The 24,183-nt window shown below is 70.2% G+C and carries 19 protein-coding genes and 1 pseudogene; 14 read left to right on the top strand and 6 right to left on the bottom strand.

Going from position 1 to position 24,183, the window contains the following annotated elements; all coding sequences use genetic code 11:
- Window positions 1–8: 8 nt before the first annotated feature.
- The 5 genes from argS to thrC are packed head-to-tail and all read left to right on the top strand — an operon-like array spanning window position 9 to window position 5,824.
- Window positions 9–1,670 (top strand): arginine--tRNA ligase, encoded by a 1,662-nt coding sequence (gene argS, locus Q0Z83_RS48450; RefSeq protein ID WP_317790342.1) that lies wholly within the window; start codon window positions 9–11, stop codon window positions 1,668–1,670.
- Between the two features lie 3 nt (window positions 1,671–1,673).
- Window positions 1,674–3,059, top strand: a complete 1,386-nt coding sequence (gene lysA, locus Q0Z83_RS48455) for a diaminopimelate decarboxylase (RefSeq protein ID WP_317790343.1) — start codon at window positions 1,674–1,676, stop codon at window positions 3,057–3,059.
- Window positions 3,056–4,363, top strand: a complete 1,308-nt coding sequence (locus tag Q0Z83_RS48460) for a homoserine dehydrogenase (RefSeq protein ID WP_317790344.1) — start codon at window positions 3,056–3,058, stop codon at window positions 4,361–4,363. Before lysA ends, Q0Z83_RS48460 begins: the two co-directional genes overlap by 4 nt.
- Window positions 4,360–4,728: a VOC family protein gene (locus tag Q0Z83_RS48465; protein ID WP_317790345.1), complete on the top strand. Its 369-nt coding sequence runs from the start codon at window positions 4,360–4,362 to the stop codon at window positions 4,726–4,728. Before Q0Z83_RS48460 ends, Q0Z83_RS48465 begins: the two co-directional genes overlap by 4 nt.
- 46 nt (window positions 4,729–4,774) lie before the next feature.
- Window positions 4,775–5,824 carry a threonine synthase gene (gene thrC, locus Q0Z83_RS48470; protein ID WP_317790346.1) on the top strand — a complete coding sequence of 350 codons (1,050 nt, stop codon included), beginning with the start codon at window positions 4,775–4,777 and terminating at the stop codon, window positions 5,822–5,824.
- Here the strand turns inward: thrC and Q0Z83_RS48475 are convergent.
- Window positions 5,821–6,291 (bottom strand): MarR family transcriptional regulator, encoded by a 471-nt coding sequence (locus Q0Z83_RS48475; RefSeq protein WP_317790347.1) that lies wholly within the window; start codon window positions 6,289–6,291, stop codon window positions 5,821–5,823. The two genes, thrC and Q0Z83_RS48475, sit on opposite strands and share 4 nt — an antisense overlap.
- Before the next feature lie 152 nt (window positions 6,292–6,443).
- Here Q0Z83_RS48475 and Q0Z83_RS48480 point away from each other — a divergent pair, with 152 nt between their 5' ends.
- The 5 genes and pseudogenes from Q0Z83_RS48480 (at window position 6,444) to Q0Z83_RS48500 (ending at window position 15,565) form a co-directional block, all read left to right on the top strand.
- On the top strand, window positions 6,444–9,707 hold the full coding sequence (locus Q0Z83_RS48480; protein ID WP_317790348.1) for an efflux RND transporter permease subunit: 3,264 nt from the start codon (window positions 6,444–6,446) through the stop codon (window positions 9,705–9,707).
- 60 nt (window positions 9,708–9,767) lie between these two features.
- Window positions 9,768–10,964: pseudogene (locus Q0Z83_RS48485) on the top strand (MFS transporter); the annotation flags it as partial.
- A 79-nt stretch (window positions 10,965–11,043) separates the two neighbouring features.
- On the top strand, window positions 11,044–11,988 hold the full coding sequence (gene thrB, locus Q0Z83_RS48490) for a homoserine kinase (protein ID WP_317790349.1): 945 nt from the start codon (window positions 11,044–11,046) through the stop codon (window positions 11,986–11,988).
- A 295-nt stretch (window positions 11,989–12,283) separates the two neighbouring features.
- Window positions 12,284–14,269: a transcription termination factor Rho gene (gene rho, locus Q0Z83_RS48495; RefSeq protein WP_317790350.1), complete on the top strand. Its 1,986-nt coding sequence runs from the start codon at window positions 12,284–12,286 to the stop codon at window positions 14,267–14,269.
- A gap of 135 nt (window positions 14,270–14,404) precedes the next feature.
- Entirely contained in the window at window positions 14,405–15,565 is a 1,161-nt protein-coding gene (locus Q0Z83_RS48500; protein ID WP_317790351.1) for a nitric oxide synthase oxygenase, read from the top strand.
- Here the strand turns inward: Q0Z83_RS48500 and Q0Z83_RS48505 are convergent.
- The 3 genes from Q0Z83_RS48505 to Q0Z83_RS48515 are packed head-to-tail and all read right to left on the bottom strand — an operon-like array spanning window position 15,549 to window position 18,117.
- Entirely contained in the window at window positions 15,549–16,166 is a 618-nt protein-coding gene (locus Q0Z83_RS48505) for an RNA ligase family protein (protein ID WP_317790352.1), read from the bottom strand. The two genes, Q0Z83_RS48500 and Q0Z83_RS48505, sit on opposite strands and share 17 nt — an antisense overlap.
- A 1-nt stretch (window position 16,167) precedes the next feature.
- The gene (locus tag Q0Z83_RS48510; protein ID WP_317790353.1) at window positions 16,168–17,064 is read right to left on the bottom strand and encodes a phosphatase domain-containing protein; all 897 of its coding nucleotides are present in this window, start codon (window positions 17,062–17,064) and stop codon (window positions 16,168–16,170) included.
- A 6-nt stretch (window positions 17,065–17,070) separates the two neighbouring features.
- Entirely contained in the window at window positions 17,071–18,117 is a 1,047-nt protein-coding gene (locus Q0Z83_RS48515) for an RNA ligase (RefSeq protein WP_317790354.1), read from the bottom strand.
- 196 nt (window positions 18,118–18,313) lie between these two features.
- Here Q0Z83_RS48515 and rpmE point away from each other — a divergent pair, with 196 nt between their 5' ends.
- Together rpmE and prfA are read left to right on the top strand one after the other, a co-directional pair.
- On the top strand, window positions 18,314–18,538 hold the full coding sequence (gene rpmE, locus Q0Z83_RS48520; protein WP_093619065.1) for a 50S ribosomal protein L31: 225 nt from the start codon (window positions 18,314–18,316) through the stop codon (window positions 18,536–18,538).
- Between the two features lie 79 nt (window positions 18,539–18,617).
- Window positions 18,618–19,709 (top strand): peptide chain release factor 1, encoded by a 1,092-nt coding sequence (gene prfA / locus Q0Z83_RS48525; RefSeq protein ID WP_317790355.1) that lies wholly within the window; start codon window positions 18,618–18,620, stop codon window positions 19,707–19,709.
- Here prfA and Q0Z83_RS48530 read toward each other — a convergent pair.
- On the bottom strand, window positions 19,693–21,060 hold the full coding sequence (locus Q0Z83_RS48530) for an outer membrane protein assembly factor BamB family protein (RefSeq protein ID WP_317790356.1): 1,368 nt from the start codon (window positions 21,058–21,060) through the stop codon (window positions 19,693–19,695). The two genes, prfA and Q0Z83_RS48530, sit on opposite strands and share 17 nt — an antisense overlap.
- A complete protein-coding gene (locus Q0Z83_RS48535; protein ID WP_317790357.1) occupies window positions 21,057–22,559 on the bottom strand; it encodes a GGDEF domain-containing protein in 1,503 nt (500 codons plus the stop codon). Before Q0Z83_RS48535 ends, Q0Z83_RS48530 begins: the two co-directional genes overlap by 4 nt.
- A gap of 67 nt (window positions 22,560–22,626) precedes the next feature.
- On the opposite strand from Q0Z83_RS48535, the gene prmC reads away from it, so the two are divergent.
- On the top strand, window positions 22,627–23,514 hold the full coding sequence (gene prmC, locus Q0Z83_RS48540) for a peptide chain release factor N(5)-glutamine methyltransferase (protein WP_317790358.1): 888 nt from the start codon (window positions 22,627–22,629) through the stop codon (window positions 23,512–23,514).
- A gap of 24 nt (window positions 23,515–23,538) precedes the next feature.
- Window positions 23,539–24,183, top strand: coding sequence for an L-threonylcarbamoyladenylate synthase (locus Q0Z83_RS48545; RefSeq protein ID WP_317797328.1), 645 nt, complete (start codon window positions 23,539–23,541; stop codon window positions 24,181–24,183).

Below are 24,183 nucleotides of genomic sequence, written 5' to 3' on the forward strand. Positions count from 1 at the left end.
ATGGCTGGGTGACTCCCGCCAACCTTGCTGACACCGTTCTCTCAGCCGCTCGTGCCGTATTCGAGACGCGCGGACTCGACGTCGCGCTGCTGCCCGCCGCGACGACGGTGGAGCGGCCGCGCAACCCCGAGCACGGCGACTACGCCTCCAACCTTGCCATGCAGATGGCCAAGAAGGCGGGGGTCGCGCCGCGCGAGCTCGCCACGGCTCTCGCCGAGGAGCTGGGCCGACGGGACGAGATCGCGGCGGTGGAGATCGCCGGTCCGGGGTTCCTGAACATCCGGCTGGAGAACGCCGCGCTCGGCGCGTTCGCGGGGTTGGTGCTGTCGGCCGGTGCCGAGTATGGGCGGAACACCGCCCTGGCCGGTGAGAAGGTGAATCTGGAGTTCGTCTCGGCGAACCCGACCGGCCCGATCCACCTGGGCCACACCCGCTGGGCCGCGGTCGGTGACTCGCTGCGCCGGGTGCTGAGCGCCGCCGGCGCCGAGGTGACCAGCGAGTACTACATCAACGACGCGGGCGCGCAGGTGGACCGGTTCGCCCGGTCGCTGTTCGCGGCGGCCAACGGCGAGCCCACCCCGGAGGACGGCTACGTCGGTGACTACATCACCGAGATCGCCAAGGAGATCACCGACGCCGACCCGGGTCTGGTCGGGCAGCCGGCCGCGCAGGCGCTGCCGATCTTCCTGGCCCGGGGCTACGAGCTGATGCTCAAGGAGATCCGGGAGAGTCTGGAGCGCTTCGGTGTGCACTTCGACGTCTGGTTCTCGGAGCAGACGCTGCACAACGGCGGCGCGGTCGAGCACGCCATCGACGAGCTGCGCAAGCAGGGCCACATCTTCGAGGACGGCGGCGCGATCTGGCTGCGTACCACCGACTTCACCGATGACAAGGACCGGGTGCTGATCCGGTCCAACGGTGAGAAGACCTATTTCGCGGCCGACGCGGCGTATTACATCAACAAGCGCGAGCGTGGCTTCGACCGCTGCATCTACCTGCTCGGCGCCGACCACCACGGCTACATCGGCCGGCTGAAGGCGATCGCGGCGTGCGCCGGCGACGACCCGGCGAAGAACATCGAGATCCTGATCGGCCAGATGGTCAACCTGGTCCGTGGCGGGCAGCCGGTGCGGCTGTCGAAGCGGGCCGGCAACATCATCACGCTGGACGAGCTGGTCGAGGCGGTCGGTCCGGACGCCGCCCGGTATTCGCTGGCCCGGTCCTCCACCGACTCCATGCTGACGCTGGACATCGAAGAGATCACCAAGCATTCCAACGACAACCCGGTGCACTACGTGCAGTACGCACACGCCCGGATCTGTTCACTGCTGAAGAACGCCGAGGACAAGAAGGTCGCCCGCGGCGAGGACTACGACCCCGCACTGCTCTCGCACGAACGCGAGCGGAACCTGCTCAAGACTCTGGGCGACTTCCCCGGGGTGGTCGCCACCGCCGCCGAGCTGCGCGAGCCGCACCGGATCGCGGTCTACCTGGAGGAGCGGGTGGCGACCGACTACCACCGGTTCTACGACGCCTGCCAGGTGCTGCCCAAGGGCGACGAGCCGGCCTCCGAGTTCGCGGGACCCCGCCTGTGGCTGATGGAGGCCACTCGTACGGTGCTGGCCAACGGTTTGGACCTCCTCGGGGTCTCCGCGCCGGAGAGGATGTAAGGCATGCGCGCACACGAGGCCGGGGCCCTGCACGGTGACCTCGGCAGCCGCGGGCCGGCCTGGCTGCGTACCCCCGAGGATGTGAACGCCCTGGTGCCGCAGCTCTGGCCGCGGACCGTGACCAGGTCGGAGGCCGGGGGTCTGGAGATCGGCGGCGTGTCGGTCGCCGATCTGGCGGCCGATCACGGCACGCCCGCCTACCTGCTCGACGAGGAGGACCTGCGGGCCCGCTGCCGCGACTTCAAGGCGGCCTTCGCCGAGGCGGACGTCTACTACGCCGGCAAGTCGTTCATCTGCAAGGCCGTGGTCCGGGTGATCGACGAGGAGGGGCTCTTCCTCGACGTCTGCTCCGGTGGTGAGCTGGCGGTGGCGCTGGCGGCCGGGTTCCCGCCCGAGCGGATCGGTTTCCACGGCAACAACAAGTCGGTGTCCGAGCTGCGTCGGGCTCTGGAGGCGGGCGTCGGCCGGATCATCGTGGACTCGTTCCACGAGATCGCCCGGCTGAGTGAGCTGGCCACCGAGCTGAACAAGCGGCCCGGCGTGCTGCTCCGCGTCACCGTGGGTGTCGAGGCTCACACCCACGAGTTCATCGCGACCGCGCACGAGGATCAGAAGTTCGGGTTCTCGCTGGCCGGCGGGGCGGCGTTCGCGGCGGCCGCGCAGATCCTCGACGAGGGTGTGCTCGACCTGCGCGGCCTGCACTCGCACATCGGCTCGCAGATCTTCGACACCAGCGGGTTCGAGGTGGCCGCCCGGCGGATCCTGGAGCTGCAGGCGCAGATCCGGGACGCGCGTGGGGTGGAGTTGCCCGAGCTGGACCTGGGTGGCGGTTTCGGTATCGCGTACACCACGCAGGACGACCCGTCGACGCCTGGTGACCTGGCCAAGCGGATCAACAAGATCGTCGAGTCGGAGTGCGAGCTGGCGTCGCTGCGTAAGCCGCACCTCTCGATCGAGCCGGGGCGGGCCATCGTCGGGCCGGCCGTCTTCACCCTCTACGAGGTGGGGACGGTCAAGGATGTCGACGGCATCCGCACCTACGTGAGCGTGGACGGCGGGATGAGCGACAACATCCGGACCGCTCTCTACGACGCGTCCTACTCGGCGACGATGGCCAACCGGCGTAGTGACGCCGAGCCGTTGCTCGCCCGCGTTGTGGGAAAACATTGTGAGTCCGGGGACATTGTCGTGAAGGATGAATTCCTGCCCAGCGACGTGCAGCCCGGAGATCTTATTGCGGTCCCCGGGACCGGCGCGTATTGCCGGAGCATGGCCAGCAACTACAACCATGTTCCTCGGCCCCCCGTGGTGTCGGTTCGCGACGGCGCCGCCCGCGTCATCGTGCGCCGGGAGACCGAGGACGACCTGCTTGCATTGGATGTGGGATGAGCCCCGTCTCGAAATCGCCGATCCGCCTCGCCCTCCTCGGCTGCGGTGTCGTCGGTACTGAAGTGGTTCGGCTGCTCCACGAACAGGCCGACGACCTGACGGCCCGGATCGGCGCCCCGCTGGAGCTCGTCGGCATCGCGGTGCGGCGGGCCGGCCGCGAGCGTGGTGACCTCCCGGTCGACCCGTCGCTGTTCACCACCGACGCGCTGGGCCTGGTCAAGCGCGACGACGTGGACGTGGTGATCGAGGTCGTCGGCGGCATCGAGCCGGCCCGGACGTGGTTGATCGAGGCGCTGCGAGCCGGCAAGAGCGTGGTCACGGCGAACAAGGCGCTGCTCGCCGAGGACGGCGGCGCGCTGCACGACGCCGCCACCGAGGGCGGTGCGGATCTCTACTACGAGGCGTCGGTGGCCGGCGCGATCCCGCTGCTGCGCCCGCTACGCGAGTCGCTGCACGGTGACCGCGTGACCGCGGTCACCGGCATCGTGAACGGCACGACCAACTTCATCCTCTCCTCGATGGCGTCGACCGGCGCGGGCTTCAACGAGGCCCTGGAGGAGGCGACCGAGCTGGGGTACGCGGAAGCCGACCCCACAGCCGACGTGGAGGGCTTCGACGCCGCCGCGAAGGCCGCCATCCTCGCCTCGCTCGCCTTCCACACCCGGGTGACCGCCGCCGACGTGTTCCGTGAGGGCATGACCGGGGTGACCGCCGGTGACATGGCCAGCGCCAAGGAGATGGGCTGCACGATCAAGCTGCTCTGCATCGCGCAGCGCACGGCCGATTCGGTCAGCGTCCGCGTGCACCCGGCGATGATCCCGCTGACCCACCCGCTGGCGAGTGTCGGTGACGCCTTCAACGCGGTGTTCGTGGAGACCGAGGCGGCCGGCCCGCTGATGTTCTACGGCCGGGGCGCCGGTGGCCGGCCGACCGCGAGCGCGGTGCTCGGCGACATCGTCGCGGCCTCCCGCAACAAGCTGACCGGCACCCGTGCGCCGAGCGAGAGCAACTACGCCGAGCTGACGGTCCGCCCGATCGGTGAGTCGATGACCCGCTACCACATCAGCCTGGACGTGGCCGAGAAACCGGGTGTGCTGGCCACCGTCGCGGGTGTCTTCGCCCAGCACGAGGTGTCGATCGCGACGGTCCGGCAGTCCGGCCGGGAGGACGACGCGAAGCTGGTCATCGTCACGCACAGCGCTCCGGACGCGGCTCTCGCGGCCACCGTGGAGGCGCTGTCGACTCTCGACATCGTTCGGTCGATCGCGAGCGTGCTACGCGTCGAGGGCGGCGCGGGCCAGTGATCGATCACGTGGGTTTCCAGTGCCGCGACCTGGCGGCGAGCGCCGCGTTCTACGACGCGGTGCTGGCGCCGCTGGGCGGCTCCCGGTTGATGGACTTCAAGGTCGCCATCGGGTACGGCACCGACCACGCCGATTTCTGGATCGGTGAGCTGAACGAGGGCGAGGGTTTCGTCGAGGCCCACATCGCGTTCGCCGCCACCGACCGCGCCGCGGTCGACGAGTTTCACCGGGCCGCGGTCGCGGCCGGGGCCGAGGTGCTGCACGAACCCCGCCTGCACCCGGAGTACCACGAGCACTACTACGGCGTCTTCGTCCGCGATCCGGACGGGAACAACGTCGAGGCCGTCTGCCACCGTCCTGAATAATGGCCTGCAAATCCCGAAGATTGACATGCGAGTGAGGAGTACCGCCATGTGGCGGGGTTTGATCGAGGCGTACCGGGACCGGTTGCCGGTCTCCGAAGCCACACCGGTGGTCTCGTTGCACGAGGGCAACACGCCGCTGGTGCCCGCGCCGGTGCTGTCCCAGCGGGTCGGCGCGGACGTCTACCTGAAGGTGGAGGGCGCCAACCCGACCGGTTCCTTCAAGGACCGCGGCATGACGATGGCCGTCTCCAAGGCGGTCGAGGAGGGCGCCAAGGCGATCATCTGCGCGTCCACGGGTAACACCAGCGCCTCCGCGGCCGCCTACGCGGCCCGGGCCGGCATCACCTGTGCGGTGCTCGTGCCGCAGGGCAAGATCGCGCTCGGCAAGCTGGCCCAGGCTCTGGTGCACGGCGCCCGCCTGCTCCAGGTGGACGGCAACTTCGACGACTGCCTGGCGCTGGCCTCGAAGCTGTCCCAGGACTATCCGGTGGCGCTGGTCAACTCGGTGAACATCTTCCGCCTGCACGGGCAGAAGACGGCCTCCTTCGAGATCGTCGAAGCGCTCGGGGACGCGCCCGACATCCACTGCCTGCCGGTCGGCAACGCCGGCAACATCTCCGCCTACTGGATGGGCTACCAGGAGGACAAGGCGGCCGGGAACAGCTCGAAGCTGCCGAAGATGTACGGCTTCCAGGCTTCCGGTGCGGCCCCGATCGTCAACGGGGCGGTGGTCGAGCACCCGTCGACGATCGCCACCGCGATCCGGATCGGCAACCCGGCCAGCTGGACCAAGGCACTGGACGCGCGAGACGCGTCGGGTGGCCTGATCTCGGCGGTCACCGACCGGGACATCCTGAACGCGTACCGGCTGCTGGCCCGTGAGGTGGGCGTCTTCGTCGAGCTGGGTAGCGCGGCCAGCGTGGCGGGTCTGCTTCAGCAGGCCGAGGCGGGGAAGATCCCGGCCGGCTCGCGGGTGGTCTGCACGGTGACCGGGCACGGCCTGAAGGACCCGGAATGGGCGATCTCGACGGCCCCGTCGCCGACCGTCATCGCGAACGACGCACTGCTCGCCGCGAAGGCCCTCGACCTGGCCTAGTTTTCCCCGGTTCCCGGATCGGCCGCAGCGTGGTCTGACAGACTGGCTGCGGCCTCTTCGGCTGCCTGGCATCCCGCTTCGCGGACCAGCAACTCCATGGCCTGGGCCACGATCGTGAGCTCCTCCGCTGAGAGCCGGCTGAGGAGTTCGCGCTGCTTCGCCACTCCTGCCGTGATGATGCCATCGATGACCTCGGTGCCCGCCCTCGTGAGTCCGATCCGGCGTACCCGCCGATCGTTCACGTCCTCCGTGCGTGTGATCAGGTCCTGCACGACGAGGCGGTCGACCATGCCACTGAGCGCCGCGGCGCCGACACCGAGCATCCGGGCGAGTTCGCCGCCGGCGAGGGTCCCGTGCCGGGACAGCAGCAGCATGATCTTGAGCTGCGACATCGTCAGATGTGACGAGAAGAGCGGGTCCGACCGGTCGTCGGCGAACAGGTGCTCGAGCTGGATCGACGAACCCATGATGTCCGCGATGAGCTTCTCTTTCTGGCCCAGCGCCCGCTCCTTTTGTGACGTTCCTGTTGCTGGACGGTACCAGGGGGCCCGGTGAAAAACCATTTGTTCGTGTCATGCAAACTATCAGTATCGACCGAACCAATCTCGGGGGAGCGCCCATGTCAGCTCTGACACGGCTCAGCCTTGCCAACCGAGGTCTCGTCGCCCTGATCGCTCTGGTGATCAGCGGCTTCGGGCTCTATGCGATCCCGTCCCTCAAGCAGCAGCTCTTCCCCTCGATCGAGTTGCCCGCCGCGTTCGTCAGCGCGGTGTTGCCCGGAGCCTCGCCGGAGACGGTCGAGGAGCAGGTGACGAAGCCGATCGAGGACGCGGTCAAAGGCATCGACGGCATCGACACCGTGACGTCGACCTCCCGCGAGAACGTCTCCAGCGTCGTGGTGATGTTCGAATTCGGTACGGACATCGAGTCCGCCGTCAACCAGGTCACCACCTCGATCAACCGGATCCAGGCGCAGCTCCCGGAGAACGTCGACCCGCAGGTCTTCGCCGGTGGCACCGACGACATCCCGGCCATCGTGCTCGCCGCGTCCGGCGGTTCCGACGAGGCCGACCTGCTCCGCCGGCTCAACGAGACGGTCGTGCCGGAGCTCAACGGGATCGAGGGCGTCCGTGACACCCAGGTCACCGGGGCCCGCGCCAAGCAGGTGGTGATCACGCCCGACCTGCCGAAGATGGGTGCGGCGGGCGTCAACCCGTCCTCGTTGACCACGGTGCTGCAGGCCAACGGTGTCTCGATCCCGGCCGGCGCGGTCACTCGGGACGACAAGTCGCTGACCGTGCAGGTCGGCACCCCGCTCACCTCGGTCGACCAGCTCAAGGACGTCTACCTGACCGGCTCCCGCGGCCCGGTCCGACTCGGTGACGTGGCCGCCGTCGAGAGCAAGCTGCCGCCCGCCGAGTCGTACACGCGGACCGACGGGGTGGACAGCCTCGGTATCGCGGTCACCGCCCGGCCCGACGGCAACCCGGTCTCGATCTCCCACGAGGTCCGGGACATGCTCGACGAACTGCAGAAGAACTCCGGCGCCACGCTCACCGTGATCACCGACCAGGCGCCGTATGTGGAGAGGTCCATCGAGAGCCTGACCACCGAGGGCCTGCTCGGCCTCGCGATGGCGGTCGTGGTGATCCTGGTGTTCCTGCTCAGCGTCCGTTCCACCCTGGTCACCGCGGTCTCCATCCCGCTCTCCGTGCTGGTCGCGCTGATCGCCCTGTGGGTCGGTGACTACACCCTCAACCTGCTGACCCTGGGCGCGCTGACGATCGCGGTCGGCCGGGTGGTGGACGACTCGATCGTGGTGCTGGAGAACATCAAGCGCCACCTCGAGTACGGCGAGGAGAAGGTGCACGCCATCCTCGGCGCGGTCAAGGAGGTGGCCGGTGCGGTGGTCGCCTCGACGCTCACCACGGTCGCCGTATTCGCCCCGATCGCCCTGGTCGGCGGTCTGGTCGGGCAGATCTTCTCGTCCTTCGCGATCACCGTGACGGTGGCGCTGCTGGCCTCGCTGTTCGTCTCGCTGACCATCGTGCCGGTGCTGGCGTACTGGTTCCTCAAGCCGCAGCCCGCGGGCGCCGACAACGAGGCGGTCCGCCGGGCCGCCGAGGAGAAGGAACTGCGCAACCCGCTTCAGCGCGGTTACCTGCCGGTGATCCGGTTCGCCACCACCTGGCGCTGGACCACCGTGCTGATCGGCATCGGCGTGCTGATCGGGACGTTCGCGCTCTCCACCCGTCTGGAGACCAACTTCCTCGACGAGTCGGGGCAGGACAGCCTGACCATCACCCAGGAGATGCCGCCCGGCACCAGCCTGGAGGCCACCAACGAGGCGGCGAAGAAGGTCGAGGGCGTCCTCGCGGCCCGCGCCGAGATCGAGACCTACCAGGTCAACGTCGGCGGCAACTCGGCCAACCCGTTCGCCGGCGGCGGCGGCTCCGGCACCGCCACCTACAACGTGGCGCTGAAGGAGGACGCCGACGCCGAGCAGGTCTCGGACGCGCTGCGCGAGCAGTTCGCCCAGCTGACCGACAAGGGCGAGATCAAGATCGGCCAGGAGAGCTCGGGGCTGGGCAGCAGCCAGCTCTCGGTGCAGGTCTCGGCGGCCGACAACGACGTGCTCGCCTCGGCCACCGAGCAGGTGCGGGCCGCGATGGCCGGGATCGCCGGTGTCACCGACGTGGACACCACCCTGGTGGCCACCGTGCCGCGGCTCGAGGTCGAGGTGGACCGCAAGGCCGCCGCGTCCGCCGGGCTCACCGAGGCGCAGATCGGCCAGACCGTGGCCGGCATGTTCCGCAGCGTCCCGGCCGGTCGGATCAGCGTCGACGGCAACAGCGAGGACGTGGTGATCTCGTTCGGTTCGGCGCCCGCCGACCCGGCCGCGCTGCGGGCCCTGCCGCTGACCACCCCACGCGGCATCGTGCCGCTGGACCAGGTCGCCGACGTCAAGGAGGTCGGCGGGCCGCCCACGATCAGCCGGAGCGACGGCAACCGGATCGCCAGCGTCACCGGTGCGGTCGTCGGCTCCGACCTGCGCCAGGTCAACGCCGACCTCACCAAGGCGCTGGACGCCCTCCAGACCCCGCCCGGCGCGGAGATCACCGTCGCCGGCGTCGGTGCCGACCAGGCGGAGGCGTTCGAGCAGCTCGGCCTGGCCGTGCTGGCCGCGATCGCGATCGTCTTCATCATCATGGTCGCGACCTTCCACAGCGTGCTCCAGCCGGTGATCCTGCTGGTGTCGATCCCGTTCGCGGCGACCGGCGCGATCGGCCTGCTGCTGATCACCGGCACCCCGCTCGGCGTACCTGCGCTGATCGGTGTCCTGATGTTGGTCGGCATCGTGGTGACCAACGCCATCGTGCTGATGGATCTGATCAACCATTACCGGGCCCAGGGGTACGGCGTACAGGAGGCCGTGATCGAGGGCGGCCGGCACCGGCTGCGCCCGATCCTGATGACCGCGATCGCGACCATCTTCGCTCTGATCCCGATGGCGCTGGGTCTCACCGGCGAGGGCGGCTTCATCTCGCAGCCGCTGGCCATCGTGGTGATCGGTGGTCTGGTCAGCTCGACGCTGCTCACGCTGGTGCTGGTCCCGACGCTCTACACCATGGTGGAGAACCGCAAGGAGAAGAGCCGGGCCAAGCGTCAGGCCAGGCGGCTGCGCAAGGGACAGGCGGCCGGGACGCCGAAGCACGCCGCCGACGAGCCGGCCGACGACCTGGTGCCGGCCGGGGTGGCGCCGGACTCCAGCGGCGGCGCCCACGAGGCCCGGCCGGAGGGCGGTCGATCGGCGCTGCGGGGCTTCACCGATCAGTTCGAAGTGCTGAAGATGCCGCGTAAGCCGGCCAATCCGGCTGAGTAAGCGGTACCGAATCGATGCCCGGTCCCCGGTGGGGCCGGGCATCGTCATATGGTCAGGTACGTGCCAGCAGCCTTCCCGGTCCTTACCCGTAACCGTGACTTCCGCCGTCTGTTCGCGGCCGAGCTGGTGGTCTTCGGCGCCGACTGGTTCGTCATGGTCCCGCTGCTGGTGCTGCTCCCGGAGCTGACCGGCGGCGGCACCCTCGGTGCGATGGTGCTGGCCGTGGACACCGGCATCCTGGCGCTGCTGCTCCCGTGGACGGGCACGGTCGCCGACCGGGTGGACCGCCGGAAGATCCTGATCGTCTCGAACGCGGCGGCCTTCCTGTCGGTGCTGCTGCTGTTCGGGGTCCGGTCGGCGGCCACCGCCCCGCTGGCACTCGTCGCGGTCGGGGCGATCGCGGTGTCCAAGGCGTTCTACTCACCGGCCGCGTCGGCCGCGCTGCCGAACCTCGTGGACCCGGCGGACCTGGCCGCGGCGAACACCGTCGCCGGGTCCGCCTGGGGCACCATGACAGTGGTGGGCGCGTCGCTCGGTGGAGTCGTGAGCAGCGCTTTCAGCCCGTACGTCTGCTTCGCCGTGACGGCCGTCTGCCTGCTCACCGGAAGCCTTCTCACCGCCCTGATCCGACGGCCGATGCAGGCACCGCGCAGCGGTGGCGGCGAGCCGGTCCGGGCTCTGGCCGCACTGATGGAGTCGCTGCGCTACATCGGCGCCCGCCCGCGCCTGCGCGCCCTGGTGACGGTGAAGTCCGCGGTCGGGCTCGGCAACGGGGTGCTGACCGTGTTCCCACTGATCGCGGCGGCGCACGGGGTGGGCGCGTTGGGGGCCGGGCTGCTGTTCGCGCTGCGCGGCGCGGGCGCGCTGGTCGGCCCGCTGGTGATGCGCCCGGTGCTGAACCGCCCGTCCTGGCTGCTGCCCGGCCTGGCCCTGTCGATGGGGCTGTACGGTCTCGGTTATCTGGGTGTCGCGTTCACGCAGTGGTTTCCGTTGGTGGCCGGGTTGGTCTTCGTCGCGCACTTCGCCGGTGGCAGTAACTGGGTGCTGTCCAACTACGCCCTTCAGGGCGAGGTTCCGGACGCGCTGCGCGGCCGGGTCTTCGCCACCGACATGATGCTGGCGACGCTCGCCATCGCGGTGAGTCAGCTGGTCGCGGGCGCGGCCATCGACCGGGTCGAGCCACGCTGGATCATCGCGGGCTGCGCGTCGATCACTCTCACCTACGCGATCGGGTGGCGGATCGCGACCCGTCGGCTTCGTCCCTCGGCCGAGCCGACATTCGGGATTACCGGTACCGGGGAGCTTCCCCGAAATGATCACGCCCTAGCATGTGACGATGGGTTTGACCTTCGTCACCGGGCCGGTCTCCGTCAGCACGCCGGCGACCAGCGCCAATCTGGGCCCCGGCTTCGACGCTCTCGGCCTGGCGCTGACTCTGTACGACGACCTGTCGGCGCGGGTGACCGACGGCGGTTTCACCGTGACGGTGCTCGGTCAGGGTGCCGGGGATCTGCCGACCGGCGAGGACCATCTGGTGGTCCGGGCCATGCTGACCACCTTCGACGAGGTGGGCGTGCGCCCGCCGGGTCTGGCCGTCGAGTGCGTCAACCGGATCCCGCAAGCGCGTGGCATGGGCAGTTCGTCGGCGGCGATCGTCGGTGGCGTGCAGTTGGCCCGGGGCCTGATCGCCGGTGGTCTCGATCTGATCGACGACGAGGCCGCCCTGCGCATCGCGGCCCGCATCGAGGGCCACCCCGACAATGTCGCTCCATGCCTGCTCGGCGGGTTCACGGTGGCCTGGACGGAGCCGGGTGGAGCGCGGGCGGTTAAGCTGACGCCGGCCGAGGGTGTGCGCCCGACGGTTTTCGTTCCCGCCGAGCTGGGGTTCACGGCTTCCGCTCGCGCCGCGCTGCCGGCCGAGGTGCCGCATCACGACGCCGCGTTCAACGCCGGGCGGGCCGCGCTGCTCACGCACGCTCTCACCAGCGATCCGTCGCTGCTGTTCCCGGCCACCGAGGATCGTCTGCACCAGGGCTACCGTGCCCCGGGGATGCCGGCCTCGGCGGCCCTGGTGACGGCGTTGCGTTCGGCCGGGGTGGCCGCCGTGGTCAGCGGTGCCGGTCCCTCCGTGCTGGCGTTGACCGAGGTCCCGGGCGATTTCGCACCCGGTGCGCACTGGCACAGCGAAGTGCTGGGCGTGGATGACGCCGGTGCTCGTGTGAAAGGGGGTATGGTGGAACACGCCGAGCGGGGTCCTGTTGCCGCAGGTCGCACGAGTTGACTACGCTCAAGACCTAGCACAGCCGCGAAGCAAGCGATCTCTGCGGTTCGGCGCACCCCCGAGATTTCTGGGCCTTCTGGCCTTTCTCAACTCTCATCAAGGCAAACGCCGGGCAGCATCCATGGATCGCTGCACTCGCCGAGACCTACCCGCCGGCAGTCGACGGGCAGGGATACCGTCGAGCTGCCGTGCTGCACGAACTCCCGCGCCGCTGTTGCGAAGCGGGTTCCGAGGGCACCCGGCCCAAGGCTGAAGTTCCGGGTGGACTCGGGCTTTTTCCGACGGAAGGAATCCATTGAGCGACACCACCGACGTGACGTCGGGTGTTTCTGACGTCGCTGACGGCGCAGGCACCACCGCGACCGCTACGAAGCGTCGCCGGGGCGGCACCGGGCTGTCCGCGATGCTGCTGCCCGAGTTGCAGAGCCTCGCCGCCTCCCTCGGCATCTCCGGCACCGCCCGGATGCGCAAGGGCGAGCTGATCGCCGCGATCACCGAGCGCCAGAGTGGCGGCGCCCCCGCCGCCGCTGCCGCCGAGACGGCGCCGCGCCCGCGCACCAACGGCTCCGACGCCGTCGCCCAGGCTCCCGCCCAGGTCGCTCCGGTCGAGGTGCCGCAGACCGCAGCGGCCCCGGCCGAGACCGCGCCGGCCGAGCGCCCGTCCCGGAGCCGCCGTGAGCGGGGCTCCCGGGAAAGTGCTCCGCGCCAGCAGGAGACCGTGGCCGCTCCGGCAGCCGAGGCTCCCGCCGCCGTCGTGACGGCCGAGGCGTCCGCGCCCGCCGCCGAGCCCACCGAGCGCCCGGAGCGGGCCGAGCGTCCCGAGCGGGGCGAGCGTCCCGAGCGCAACCGGGACCGGCAGCGCAACCAGCGTGATGGTCAGCGCGACAACCAGCAGCGCGACGGTCAGCGCGACAACCAGCAGCGTGACAACAACCAGCAGCGCGACGACCGCGGTAACGACCGTGGCCCGCGTGACGGGCAGGGTCACGACGACGGTGACGACGACGGCGACGGCGGCCGCCGGAGCCGGCGCAGCCGTTTCCGGGACCGTCGTCGCGGCCGCGACCGTGACGACAACCCGCGCGAGGAACGCAGTGGCGGCCAGCGTGAGGGCCGGGAGCCGCACGTGTCCGAGGACGAGGTGCTCGTCCCGGTCGCCGGCATCCTGGATGTGCTGGACAACTACGCGTTCGTGCGGACCACCGGTTACCTCTCCGGCCCGAACGACGTCTATGTCTCGATGTCGCAGGTCAAGAAGTACGGCCTGCGCCGTGGTGACGCGGTGACCGGCGCCGTGCGGTCCACTCCGCGTGACGGTGGCAACGACGGACAGCGGCGGGACAAGTACAACCCGCTGGTCCGTCTGGACACCATCAACGGGATGGAGCCGGACGAAGCCCGTCGTCGTCCCGAGTTCTACAAGCTCACCCCGCTCTACCCGCAGGAGCGCCTGCGGCTGGAGACCGAGCCGCACATCCTCACCACCCGCATCATCGACCTGGTGATGCCGATCGGTAAGGGCCAGCGCGCGCTGATCGTCTCCCCGCCGAAGGCCGGTAAGACGATGGTGCTGCAGGCCCTGGCCAACGCGATCACCCGCAACAACCCCGAGTGCCACCTGATGGTCGTGCTCGTGGACGAGCGGCCCGAAGAGGTCACCGACATGCAGCGCACGGTGAAGGGCGAGGTCATCGCGGCCACGTTCGACCGTCCGCCGCAGGACCACACCACGGTCGCCGAGCTCGCCATCGAGCGGGCGAAGCGGCTGGTCGAGCTGGGTCACGACGTGGTCGTGCTGCTCGACTCGGTGACCCGTCTCGGCCGGTCGTACAACCTGGCGGCGCCGGCTTCCGGCCGCATCATGTCGGGTGGTATCGATTCGACCGCGCTCTACCCGCCGAAGCGTTTCCTCGGCGCCGCGCGCAACATCGAGAACGGTGGCTCGCTCACCATTCTCGCGACCGCGCTGGTGGAGACCGGGTCGATGATGGACACGGTGATCTTCGAGGAGTTCAAGGGCACGGGTAACGCCGAGCTCAAGCTCGACCGCAAGATCGCCGACAAGCGGGTCTTCCCGGCCGTGGACGTCTCCGCCTCCAGCACCCGTAAGGAAGAGATCCTTCTGGGCAAGGAGGAGCTGGCGATCATCCACAAGCTCCGCAAGGTGCTCAGCTCGCTGGAGTCCGGCGCCGCCCTGGACCTGCTGATGGACCGGCTCAAGCAGACCCGGACCAACATCGAGTTCTTGATGCAGATCGCCAAGTCCACGCCTGGCGAATAAACGAATAAAAACGACGCAGCCCACCCAATCGGGTGGGCTGCGTCGTTTTTGTCGCACAGCCTGTCTGATTCGGCCCATGCATGGCCGTGCGAACCTCCGGTATCCCTCGTCGCTCGACACCTCCGGAGGCGCCTGATGATCGTGCCCGGCTACCGGGACTGTCCCGCCGAGCCATGGGATCCGGGCTCACCTGTGGACCCCGCCGAGGCCGAGGACTTCCTGCGCCGCTGCTACGTCGAGAACCCCCGGCTCGGCCCGGTCGAACCCCGGCTCGCCATCGTCCGGGCCCAGATCGCCGCGACCGGCACCTACGTGCACACCACGGACGAGCTGACCCACGGCGCGAAGATGGCCTGGCGCAACGCGAGCCGGTGTATCGGGCGGCTCTACTGGCGCAGCCTGATGGTGCTGGACCGTCGGCGGGCCCGCACCGCCGACGAGATCTACTCGCTGCTGGTCCAGCACCTGCAGACCGCGGGCGGCGGGCAGATCCGGCCGGTGATCAGCGTCTTCGCCCCGGCCCAGCCGGGCCGGCCGCACGCCCGGGTGTGGAACGAACAGCTGATCCGGTACGCCGGATACCGCACCGAGGACGGCGGCGCGGTCGGTGACCCGCGGCAGATCGACTTCACCACGGCGGTACGGGGCTTCGGCTGGCAGGGCAAGGAGGAGGCGTTCGACGTGCTCCCGCTGATCATCGAGACGCCGGCCGAGGGGGTACGCGTCTACGAGTTGCCGGAACGTGCGATCCGTGAGGTGCCGCTGCGCCATCCCGAGTTCGGCTGGTTCGCCGAGCTGGGTCTGCGGTGGCACGCGGTTCCGGCGATCGCCAACATGCGGCTCACCATCGGTGGCGTGCACTATCCGCTGGCCCCGTTCAACGGCTGGTACATGGGCTCCGAGATCGGTGCCCGCAACCTGGCCGACGTCGACCGCTACGACCTGCTGCCGCTGATGGCCGCCCGGATGGGTCTGGACACCAGCCGGGAGTCGACGCTGTGGCGGGACCGGGCGCTGGTCGAGCTGAACCGGGCGGTCCTGCACAGTTTCGAACGGGACGGCGTCAAGATGAGCGACCACCACACCGAGTCGCAGCGGTTCATCACGCACCTGCGCAACGAGGAGAAGGCCGGCCGCGCGGTGCCTGCCGACTGGAGCTGGATCGTCCCGCCGATCTCCGGCGGCATCACGCCGGTCTTCCATCGCTACTACGACGAGTTCGACCAGCGCCCGGCCTTCTACCTGGACGCCGAGGCGGCCGAGTTGGCGCGGGGCTGTCCTAGGCGAACTCGTTGACGGCGAAGTCGTCGCGGTGACGCCAGGACGCCTCGGTACGGACATGGTCCGGCCGCACCCACTTGAGGAGCTTGCGGTCGAACTCGGTGGCCGGGATACGACCGGCCGCGCGTACCACGTACCCCTCGGAGGTCTCGCCGTCTCGCTGGGCGGCCCACGCGGCGCACGCCTCGGAGAGGCTGCCGCCGCGGTAGAGGACCGGGACGACCGGCAGTTCCAGCCGGCGTGCCCAGTCGACCGTGTCGTCCCAGCCGAGCAGTGTGTTCGTCTCGTCCCAGATGCCGAAGACCAGGAAGACGCCGGGAAGGTCGTGGTAGGCCACGCTGCGGCGGGCCCACATGGACTCGCCGCAGACCCGCCACTGGTCGGGTATCCGGTACGCCGTCATCGCCCACAGTGCCTTGGCCGGTCGGTCCCAGGGCTGGGTGCCGGAGTCCACAGAGCGGGCGAACATGGTGTCACGGGTGAAGGTGAGGTTCCCGCCGTCCATCTTCTCGGTCACCACGAGCTCGCCGTCCAGCCAGGACAGATCGTGCTGAACCCGGTCGTCGGCGGTCGCACCGGGCGAGCCGGGCAGATGGAACGTCCGCGGGTACTTCACCCTAGAAATCCCCCTCCGCCACCTGGAAGACGGTCAGGCCGAGCTGCCGCCACATACGTACCACCTGTTGACGGTCGTCGAACACCCCCACGATCAGCCAGCGATCCCTGACCTCGAGGTCGAAGATCTCCCGCTTGACGATCGAGTCCTTGCGGCTGTCGCCTTCCGGCCGCATGAACAGCGCTTCGTACGGCACCCCGACGAACAGATCCAGCCAGGCCTCGGTCTCCGCGCGGCACACCGCGTCCCGCCCGGAGCAGAAGACGATCGCGTGGCCGGCCGCGTGCATCGCCCGGACCGCGGTGATCACCGCCGGATTCGGCTCGTCCTCACCGACCCGCCCCCAGTCGTACGGGCTCCGGCCGCTCATCAGCGCGACCGTCCCGTCGATGTCCACCAGCACCGCCTTCGGCAGATCCGGATCGGGCCGGTAGACCACATCCGACCCGCCCGGGTCGACGAACGGGATCGGCAGCGGCAGGTTCCTACCGGCCAGGTACCGCTGGTGCATGCGCCGGATCGGCTCCTCACCGACCCGGTCGTCCTCGGGCCGGTCGGCGTCACGCCGCACGCACTCGTCGACCGGCACGTCGGTGAAGTCGTGCACCTCGAACGACGCGTTGTGCCGGGCGGCCATCTCGGCCCACTCACGGACCGTCTTGGCCCGCAGGTTGGTGTCGTCGACGATGACGCTGCCGCGGGCACGCAGCAGCGCCTCGACGGCGGCCCGCTGCGCCTGGGTGATCTGCGCCTCGGCGCGCTGCGTGGCGAGCCGCCGGCCGTGCAGCATCCGCCGCAGGTCGTCGCGGTTGACCCGAACCACGTCCGGCTGGAGCTTGCGGGCGAACGTGGTCTTGCCGGAGGCCGGCAGGCCCCGGGTGATCAGAAGTCGTGTCATCGGGGGTTACTCCTTGACTGCCGGCCGGGCGCGCTGCCACAGGCCGGGACGGTAGTCCTTGCCGTCCAGCCGCAGGAAGAGCTCGGCACGGTGTTCGGTGCGCAGAGCCTGCGCCGCGAACTCCTTGCGGCCCCAGCCCTCCGGAAGCGAAGTGACGATCGTCTCGTAGGCGGCCTCGACCGCCGCCGCCCGCGCGTCGACCTCGGCGGTCAGCTCGGTCGCGATGCCGGTGACCCAGACGTGGAACTCGTCCGGGAGCGGCTCGGTCAACGCGTCCAGATCACCGCCGTTGGCCAGGACCTCCCACACGGTCCGCGGCGTGAGTCCGGTCACCAGGCGGTGCAGACGTACGTAGTCCGCGTACTTGATCTTCACCCGCTGGTCGGCGTCGAGGAAGTGGACGACCAGACCCTCCCGCCCGTCCCGCGGCGGAGCGGCCAGCGCCTCCGCGAACGTCGAGTAGGTGAACGACTCCACCACCGGCCCCGGCCACCGCGGCACCGCCTCCGGGCCGAAGGTCCGGCCGGTCGCGATCTCCACCGCGCCGAGCAGCACCAGGTCGTCGAGACCCTGGTAGTCCACGACGATCCGGTTGGCCGGGTAGATGATCTCGACCAGCACGGTCAGGCCGACCGGCGGGACGAACGAGCCGTACCGGCCGCGCAGCACCTCGGTGGCGTGCAACGCCTGATCCGACGCGAACGAGCCGCGGGTGGCGACCGCCCAGCCCGACCCGTCGTGGTAGATCACACCCAGGCTGCCGTCCATCTTGTCGGTCACCCGGACCTGCGCACCCGGTTCCAGGACCGGTGCGTGGCTCTCCGAGTGGTTGAAGAACTTGGTCAGCGGCCGCGCCAGGATCCGGCCGTCGGCGTCCACGATCAGACCGCGGCACGCCAGCGTGACCGGGTTCCAGGCGGCGGAGTACTGGCAGGCCTCGGTGTAGTTGTAGATCTCCAGCGGCAGGCGGGGGTGACGCTGCTTGCGAACCAGTCCGCTGTCGATCGCGGAAGCCAGCTCGGCCGGATCGAAGACGTCGTGGAGCAGCGTCATGGCAGTGCCTTTCAAGGGTGGGAATGCCGGGAGGGACGCTCACGTTAACCAGCGTGTATCGGGTTGCGCCTCCTGATTTCCGGCCGGTACGGGAGGCATGGCAGACTGGTACATCGGCCAGTAAGGGTTCCGGTTCACGTCTCTGCTCATCACAGGCGACCCGGCGACCCGCACTTTCGAGAGGGACCGAGAAGACATGAAGAGCGGCATCCACCCGGAGTACGCGACCACCGAGGTCATCTGCTCCTGCGGCAGCACCTTCACCACCCGTAGCACCGCCAAGGGCGGCGAGATCCGCGTCGAGACCTGCAGCGCCTGCCACCCGTTCTACACCGGCAAGCAGCGCGTCCTCGACACCGCGGGCCGGGTTGCGAAGTTCCAGGCGAAGTACGCGAAGGTCACCGCCGCGAAGAAGAAGTAACCGCTTCAACGGCGCCCGTCCCGGATTCCGGGGCGGGCGCCGTTCGCATGTGGTCCGCTGTCCTGGTTGGGAGAGAACGATGAGCAACGACCGTCTTAGCACCCTTCTCGCCGAGTACGCGGACCTCGAGAAGCGGATGGAGGATCCGTCGATCCACGCCGACCAGGCGCTGGTCCGCCGGATCGGCCGCCGGTTCGCCGAGTTGGCGCCGCTGAACGCCGCGTACGACGAACTCGAGGCCGCACGGGCCGACCTGGCCGCCGCCGAGGAACTGGCCGCCGAGGACCCGGCGTTCGCCTCCGAGGTGGAAGCGGTCGCCGCGGCGCTGCCCGCCCTGGAGGAGAAGCTCGGCGAGATGCTGATCCCACGCGACCCGAGCGACGCCAAGGACGTGATCATCGAGATCAAGGCGGGCGAGGGCGGCCAGGAGTCCGCGCTGTTCGCCGGCGACCTGCTGCGCATGTACACCAGGTACGCGGAACGCCGCGGCTGGGTGGTCGAGGTGATCGACTCGCAGGAGTCGGACCTCGGCGGCGTCAAGGACATCTCGGTCGCGGTCAAGACCAAGGGCGCGCCCGAGGGCGGTCACGGCGTCTGGTCCCGGCTGAAGTGGGAGGGTGGCGTGCACCGGGTGCAGCGTGTCCCGGTCACCGAGTCGCAGGGCCGCATCCACACCTCGGCCGCCGGCGTGCTGGTGCTGCCCGAGGCCGAGGACGTCGAGATCCAGATCGAGCCGGGCGACCTGCGGATCGACGTGTTCCGGTCGTCAGGTCCCGGTGGCCAGTCGGTCAACACCACCGACTCCGCCGTCCGGATCACCCACCTGCCCACCGGCACCGTGGTGAGCTGCCAGAACGAGAAGAGCCAGCTGCAGAACAAGGAGTCGGCGATGCGCATCCTGCGCTCCCGGCTGCTCGCGGTGGCCCAGGAGGCGGCGGACGCGGCGGCCGGCGACGCCCGCAAGGCCCAGGTGCGTACGGTCGACCGCTCCGAGCGGGTCCGCACCTACAACTTCCCGCAGAACCGGATCACCGACCACCGCATCGGCTACACCGCCTACAACCTGGACCTGGTGCTCGGCGGCGAACTGGACGGCGTGCTCGACGCGCTGGCCAGTGCCGACCGGACCGCCCGCCTGGCCGGCGACACGGAGTTCAGCCGACGGCAGTGACGACCAGCCGGTCGTCGGTGGTGCAGACGATCCGGTCCTGCTCCCCGACGCAGAACCGCCGGATGCCGCCGCCCATCCCACCGAGCGTGATGCTCCGCCCGGTGGTGGTGTCGATCCGGTTCACCGCGCTGCGGGACACGTCGAGGTCCCGCAGCAGCGTCACCGAGCCCCGCTCGGCGTCCTGGTAGAGCACACCGCCGCTGCCGCCGGACCCGATCACCTCCCCGGTGGCCGCGTCCACCAGGGTCTCCTTCGGCCTGTCGTCGCTGCCGCTGACCAGGAGGCGCTCGCCGCCACCGACCTCGGCGGCGTACTGGCCGTCCATCGCCCAGCGTTTCGTGCCGGTCTCCGGATCGACCGCCTCCAGGCCACCCGCCATGGTGCTGAGACAGACCAGCGGGCCGCAGTCCTGCACGTTCGCCCAACCGTTGGTGTCCCGGCTCCAGAGCGGGGTCAGATCGTCCGTCCGGTAGACGGTCACCCGGCCCCGGTCGGTGTTCACGTCCAGGCCGTTGTCGATCAGCACGAGCCGGCCGGTCACCGAGCCGAGATTGCTGCCCGCCCCGGTGGTGTACGACATCGGCCGCCACGGCACGGATCCGGCGAACACCTGAGTGCCGTCGTCGTACCGCAGCACCGTCAGGTCGCCCTCCTCGGTGCCGGTGACGACCCGAGCCGGGACCCCGCCGTCCATCTGGACCAGCACGGTGTCGGTCTTCTCCGGCGCGCGCCGCTCCCAGACGGTCGAGCCGTCCCGGACCCGGACCAGCCGGATCCAGGTGAGTCGCCCGGCCGCCGTTCGTTCGTACATGAGCAGCGTGTCGGCCATGGCCTCGCCGTAATGCGAGCCGGGCCGCTGCCACAGCGTCCGGCCGGTAGCCGGGTCGACGGCGATCGTCAAACCGGCGTAGGAGTAGCCGATCATGCCGCCGTCGTCCGTGGTGATCTCGATCGTCTTCTCGTCGCCGGGCAGCAGCAGCACCCCCGCCTGCACGGTGACGCCCGACCAGGCCTGACTTTCACCGGTGTCCCGGGTCCAGCGGAAGGCACCGGTGGCCAGCTCATACGCGGTCAAGTCGGTCCGGCCGCCCTCGTTGCGGCGCACGTAGAGCGTGCCCGCACCGATGGTCATCGACTCGACCTGCGAATACGGCATCGACCACACCTGGCGCAGCACCGGCGGGCCGGGCAGCCCGGAACCGCCGAGCACCAGAGCGGCCAGCACCGCGACGGCGGCCTTGACCAGCCGGCCGAGCCGGGTCCGGTCGAACTCGCGGCTCCCGTCCGGATAGACCTCCGGCTCGTCGGGGGAGTAGCTGACGTCGCCGAGGTCGATCACGGACGTGGTCATGTCGTCGTCGGTTTCCTGCTCGCCGCCGCGGCCGCCAGTGCCGCGCTCAATCCCCGCCCGTTGGCGCCGACCTCCGACCAGCCCGAGGCCAGGCCGATCGACGTGCCCGGCACCAGGGCCTGCCAGTTCTCGGTCGTGGCGGCCGTGCCGATACGCCGTGCCACCTCGGCCGCCTGGTGCGGGCCGGCCCCCGGAAGGACCAGCACGAACTCGTCGCCGGCGAACCGGGCCACGAAGTCACCACGCCGCATCACGCGGTGCAGTACACCGGCGATCCGTTGTAGCACCAGGTCGCCACAGTGCCGGCCGTGCCGCAGGTTGACCGTGGTGAAACCGATCACGTCACAGACGCCGACCGCGGCCCGCTCGCCACGCGACAGCAGCGTTTCCACATACCGCTCCAGCTGACGCCGGTTCGGCAGTCCGGTCAGCGGATCGGTGAGCGTCTCGTCGCCGTACCGCCCGGGGTCGCGATGGGTCTCCTGGGCGTCGAGACGGGCGGCCACCCCGTCCAGATAACCGTCCCGCAGCTGGTCGATGCGGAGGGCGGCGAGGCGGAACGCATACCTGTCGGCGGCGTGCGCGGCGGCGTGATCACCCGCGCTGGCGTGGCAGATGCTGCGCAGCCGGGCCGGCTCGGCGGGTCCGAGCACCTCGGCCGAGACCGGCACCGCGGCCAGCATGGCCAGCGCCTGATCCGGTCGACCGGACGCGATGGAGAGGCAGACCGAACCGAGATGCCGCAGGTCACGGGTCCGGGCGCTGTCGCCGCCACCGGTCAGCCAGCGAGCCGCCTCCGGCCCGGTCGGCTCACCGAGCGCGGCCCGGCGGGCCAGCGCATAGCCGTAGACCGTCCGGCTACCGGGCCGCAGCCGGTCGGTGGCGAGGTAGCGGGACAACTCGGCATCCATGTCGCGCAGCACCCGCAGGCAGCCGTCGGTGTCACCGTGGTGGTCGAGGGCGACCGCGTTGCGCAGCCGGATACCCGGCGCGGCGAACACCTCGGGCGCCAGCCCGGCCGCCGCCCCGATCTCCCGCGCCTGCTCCACCGCGGTCAGTGCCTGCCCGTGGAAGCCCAGATAGGAGTAGGCCATCGCCAGGTCGTGCCAGCCCCAGGCGGTCTCCGAGTCACGCTGCGGTACGGCGGCCAGCGCACGCGCCGCCTGCACCAGATGGGTCACCCCACGGTCCAGGTTGCTCTGGAGGTGGGCGCCGAGCGCCGCGAACGCGTGCATCTGCCCGCGCAGGTACGGATCGGGCACCTCACGGACCGCCTCGGCGGCGGCCGCCATCGCGGCCGCCAGCTCACCGATCCGGCCCAGGTTGATCAGCGCACCGAAGCGTTGGACCAGTGCGTACGCCCGGGTGGCCGGATCCGAGGCGGCGGCGAGCACGCGGTCCAGGATCGGCAGGGCCGTCGCCGACTGCCCGTTCTGCTGGAGCACTCCCGCGTGGCGCAGCTCATCGACATGTTCCGCGAGCTGGTCCAACCAACTCACCAGGCGCCTCCCACGGCATCGGCGGGTCGCCGGCGGGCCCGCGTGCGCGACGTCCCATGATTATGCCGTGACACCGCGACACGAACACCCCCGCGAGGGTACGGATCGGGCGCGCCTGGCGCCGGAGCTGGCATCCGCCGCCGCCGATCTCGCCCGAGCCGGCGTGGCATCACCGCGGGTCGATGCCGAACTGCTGGTGGCGCACGTGCTGGGCGTGCACCGCGGACGGCTGCTGCTGATCGACTCGATCCGTCCCGAGGAACTGGCCCGGTTCCGCGAGCTGGTCGCGCGGCGGGCCGGCCGGATCCCGTTGCAACATCTGCTCGGCACCGCCGCGTTCCGGCACGTGGAGCCGGCCGTCGGCGACGGGGTCTTCGTGCCTCGGCCGGAGACCGAGCTGCTGGCCGGTTGGGGCGTGGAGCGCACCGGTCCGGGAGCACTCGTGGTCGACCTGTGCAGCGGCAGCGGTGCCATCGCGATCGCGATCGCCGACGAGACCAAGGCCGGCCGGGTGATCGCCGTCGAGCGGTCCCCCGCCGCGCTGACCTGGCTGCACCGCAACGCCGCGGCGTATCCGGTGGTCGAGGTGGTCGCCGGCGACGTCACCGACCCCGGGCTGCTGTCCGATCTGCGCGGTACGGTCGACGTGTTGCTCTGCAATCCGCCGTATGTGCCGGACGGCACCGTGGTCCCGCCGGAGGTCTCCGGCCACGACCCGGCCGAGGCGGTCTTCGGTGGCGCGGACGGCCTGGCGGTGATCCGGCCCGTCGTCGCGTTGGCCGCGGTGCTGCTCAAACCGGGCGGATCAGTCGGTATCGAGCACGACGACGTGCACGGTGAAGCGGTCCCGGAGCTGCTCCGCGCGGACGGCCGGTTCATCGAGGTGACCGCACACGACGACCTCACCGGCCGCCCTCGATACGCGACCGCCCGCCGCCGGTGGGACAGCGGTTAGCCACATGGCAGACTGCATCTCGTGATGCTCTACGACTGCGCCACCGTCGCCGACCGGGACCGCGGCATCGCCGCCGCCGTCGAGGCGGCCAAGAGCGGCGAGCTCGTGGTCTTCCCCACCGACACGGTCTACGGTGTGAGCGCCGACGCCTTCGCCCACCATGCGATCACCCAGCTGCACCACGCCCGCGGCTCGGACCGGCGGGTGCCGCCGCCGGTTCTGGTCGGCTCGCGCCACACGTTGGACGGTCTGGTCTACTCGCTGCCGCGGGCGGCCCGTGAGCTGGCCGACGCGTTCTGGCCCGGCGCGCTGACCATCATCGTGGAGCATTCGCCCAGCCTCCAGTGGGATCTCGGGGACACCGGCGGGCAGGTGGCCGTCCGCATGCCGCTGCACCCGGTCGCGCTCGAGGTGCTCCGCGAGGTCGGCCCGATGGCGGTCACCACCGCCAACAAGCTCGGCTCACCGGCCCCGCTGACCGCCGACGAGGCCCGCGACCAGTTGGAGTATGCGGTGCGCGTCTACCTGGAGGCCGGCCCGGCCGCCGACCCCGCGCCGAGCACGATCGTCGACGTCACCGGCGACGTCCCCCGCATTCTGCGAGCCGGGGCGATCCCGCTCGAGAAACTCCGCGACGTGGTTCCGGACATCCTCGATGGGCAGGACTGA

The organism is Actinoplanes sichuanensis (assembly GCF_033097365.1).
Taxonomy (GTDB): domain Bacteria; phylum Actinomycetota; class Actinomycetes; order Mycobacteriales; family Micromonosporaceae; genus Actinoplanes; species Actinoplanes sichuanensis.

Coding starts and splice junctions, on each gene's coding strand:
- thrC (WP_317790346.1), top strand. CDS start 4,775: ATGTGGCGGGGTTTGATCGAGGCGTACCGGGACCGGTTGCCGGTCTCC.
- Q0Z83_RS48515 (WP_317790354.1), bottom strand. CDS start 18,117: ATGACGCTGCTCCACGACGTCTTCGATCCGGCCGAGCTGGCTTCCGCG.
- Q0Z83_RS48530 (WP_317790356.1), bottom strand. CDS start 21,060: ATGACCACGTCCGTGATCGACCTCGGCGACGTCAGCTACTCCCCCGAC.
- Q0Z83_RS48480 (WP_317790348.1), top strand. CDS start 6,444: ATGTCAGCTCTGACACGGCTCAGCCTTGCCAACCGAGGTCTCGTCGCC.
- Q0Z83_RS48460 (WP_317790344.1), top strand. CDS start 3,056: ATGAGCCCCGTCTCGAAATCGCCGATCCGCCTCGCCCTCCTCGGCTGC.
- Q0Z83_RS48510 (WP_317790353.1), bottom strand. CDS start 17,064: ATGACACGACTTCTGATCACCCGGGGCCTGCCGGCCTCCGGCAAGACC.
- rpmE (WP_093619065.1), top strand. CDS start 18,314: ATGAAGAGCGGCATCCACCCGGAGTACGCGACCACCGAGGTCATCTGC.
- lysA (WP_317790343.1), top strand. CDS start 1,674: ATGCGCGCACACGAGGCCGGGGCCCTGCACGGTGACCTCGGCAGCCGC.
- prfA (WP_317790355.1), top strand. CDS start 18,618: ATGAGCAACGACCGTCTTAGCACCCTTCTCGCCGAGTACGCGGACCTC.
- thrB (WP_317790349.1), top strand. CDS start 11,044: ATGGGTTTGACCTTCGTCACCGGGCCGGTCTCCGTCAGCACGCCGGCG.
- Q0Z83_RS48500 (WP_317790351.1), top strand. CDS start 14,405: ATGATCGTGCCCGGCTACCGGGACTGTCCCGCCGAGCCATGGGATCCG.
- Q0Z83_RS48545 (WP_317797328.1), top strand. CDS start 23,539: ATGCTCTACGACTGCGCCACCGTCGCCGACCGGGACCGCGGCATCGCC.
- Q0Z83_RS48475 (WP_317790347.1), bottom strand. CDS start 6,291: ATGGGTTCGTCGATCCAGCTCGAGCACCTGTTCGCCGACGACCGGTCG.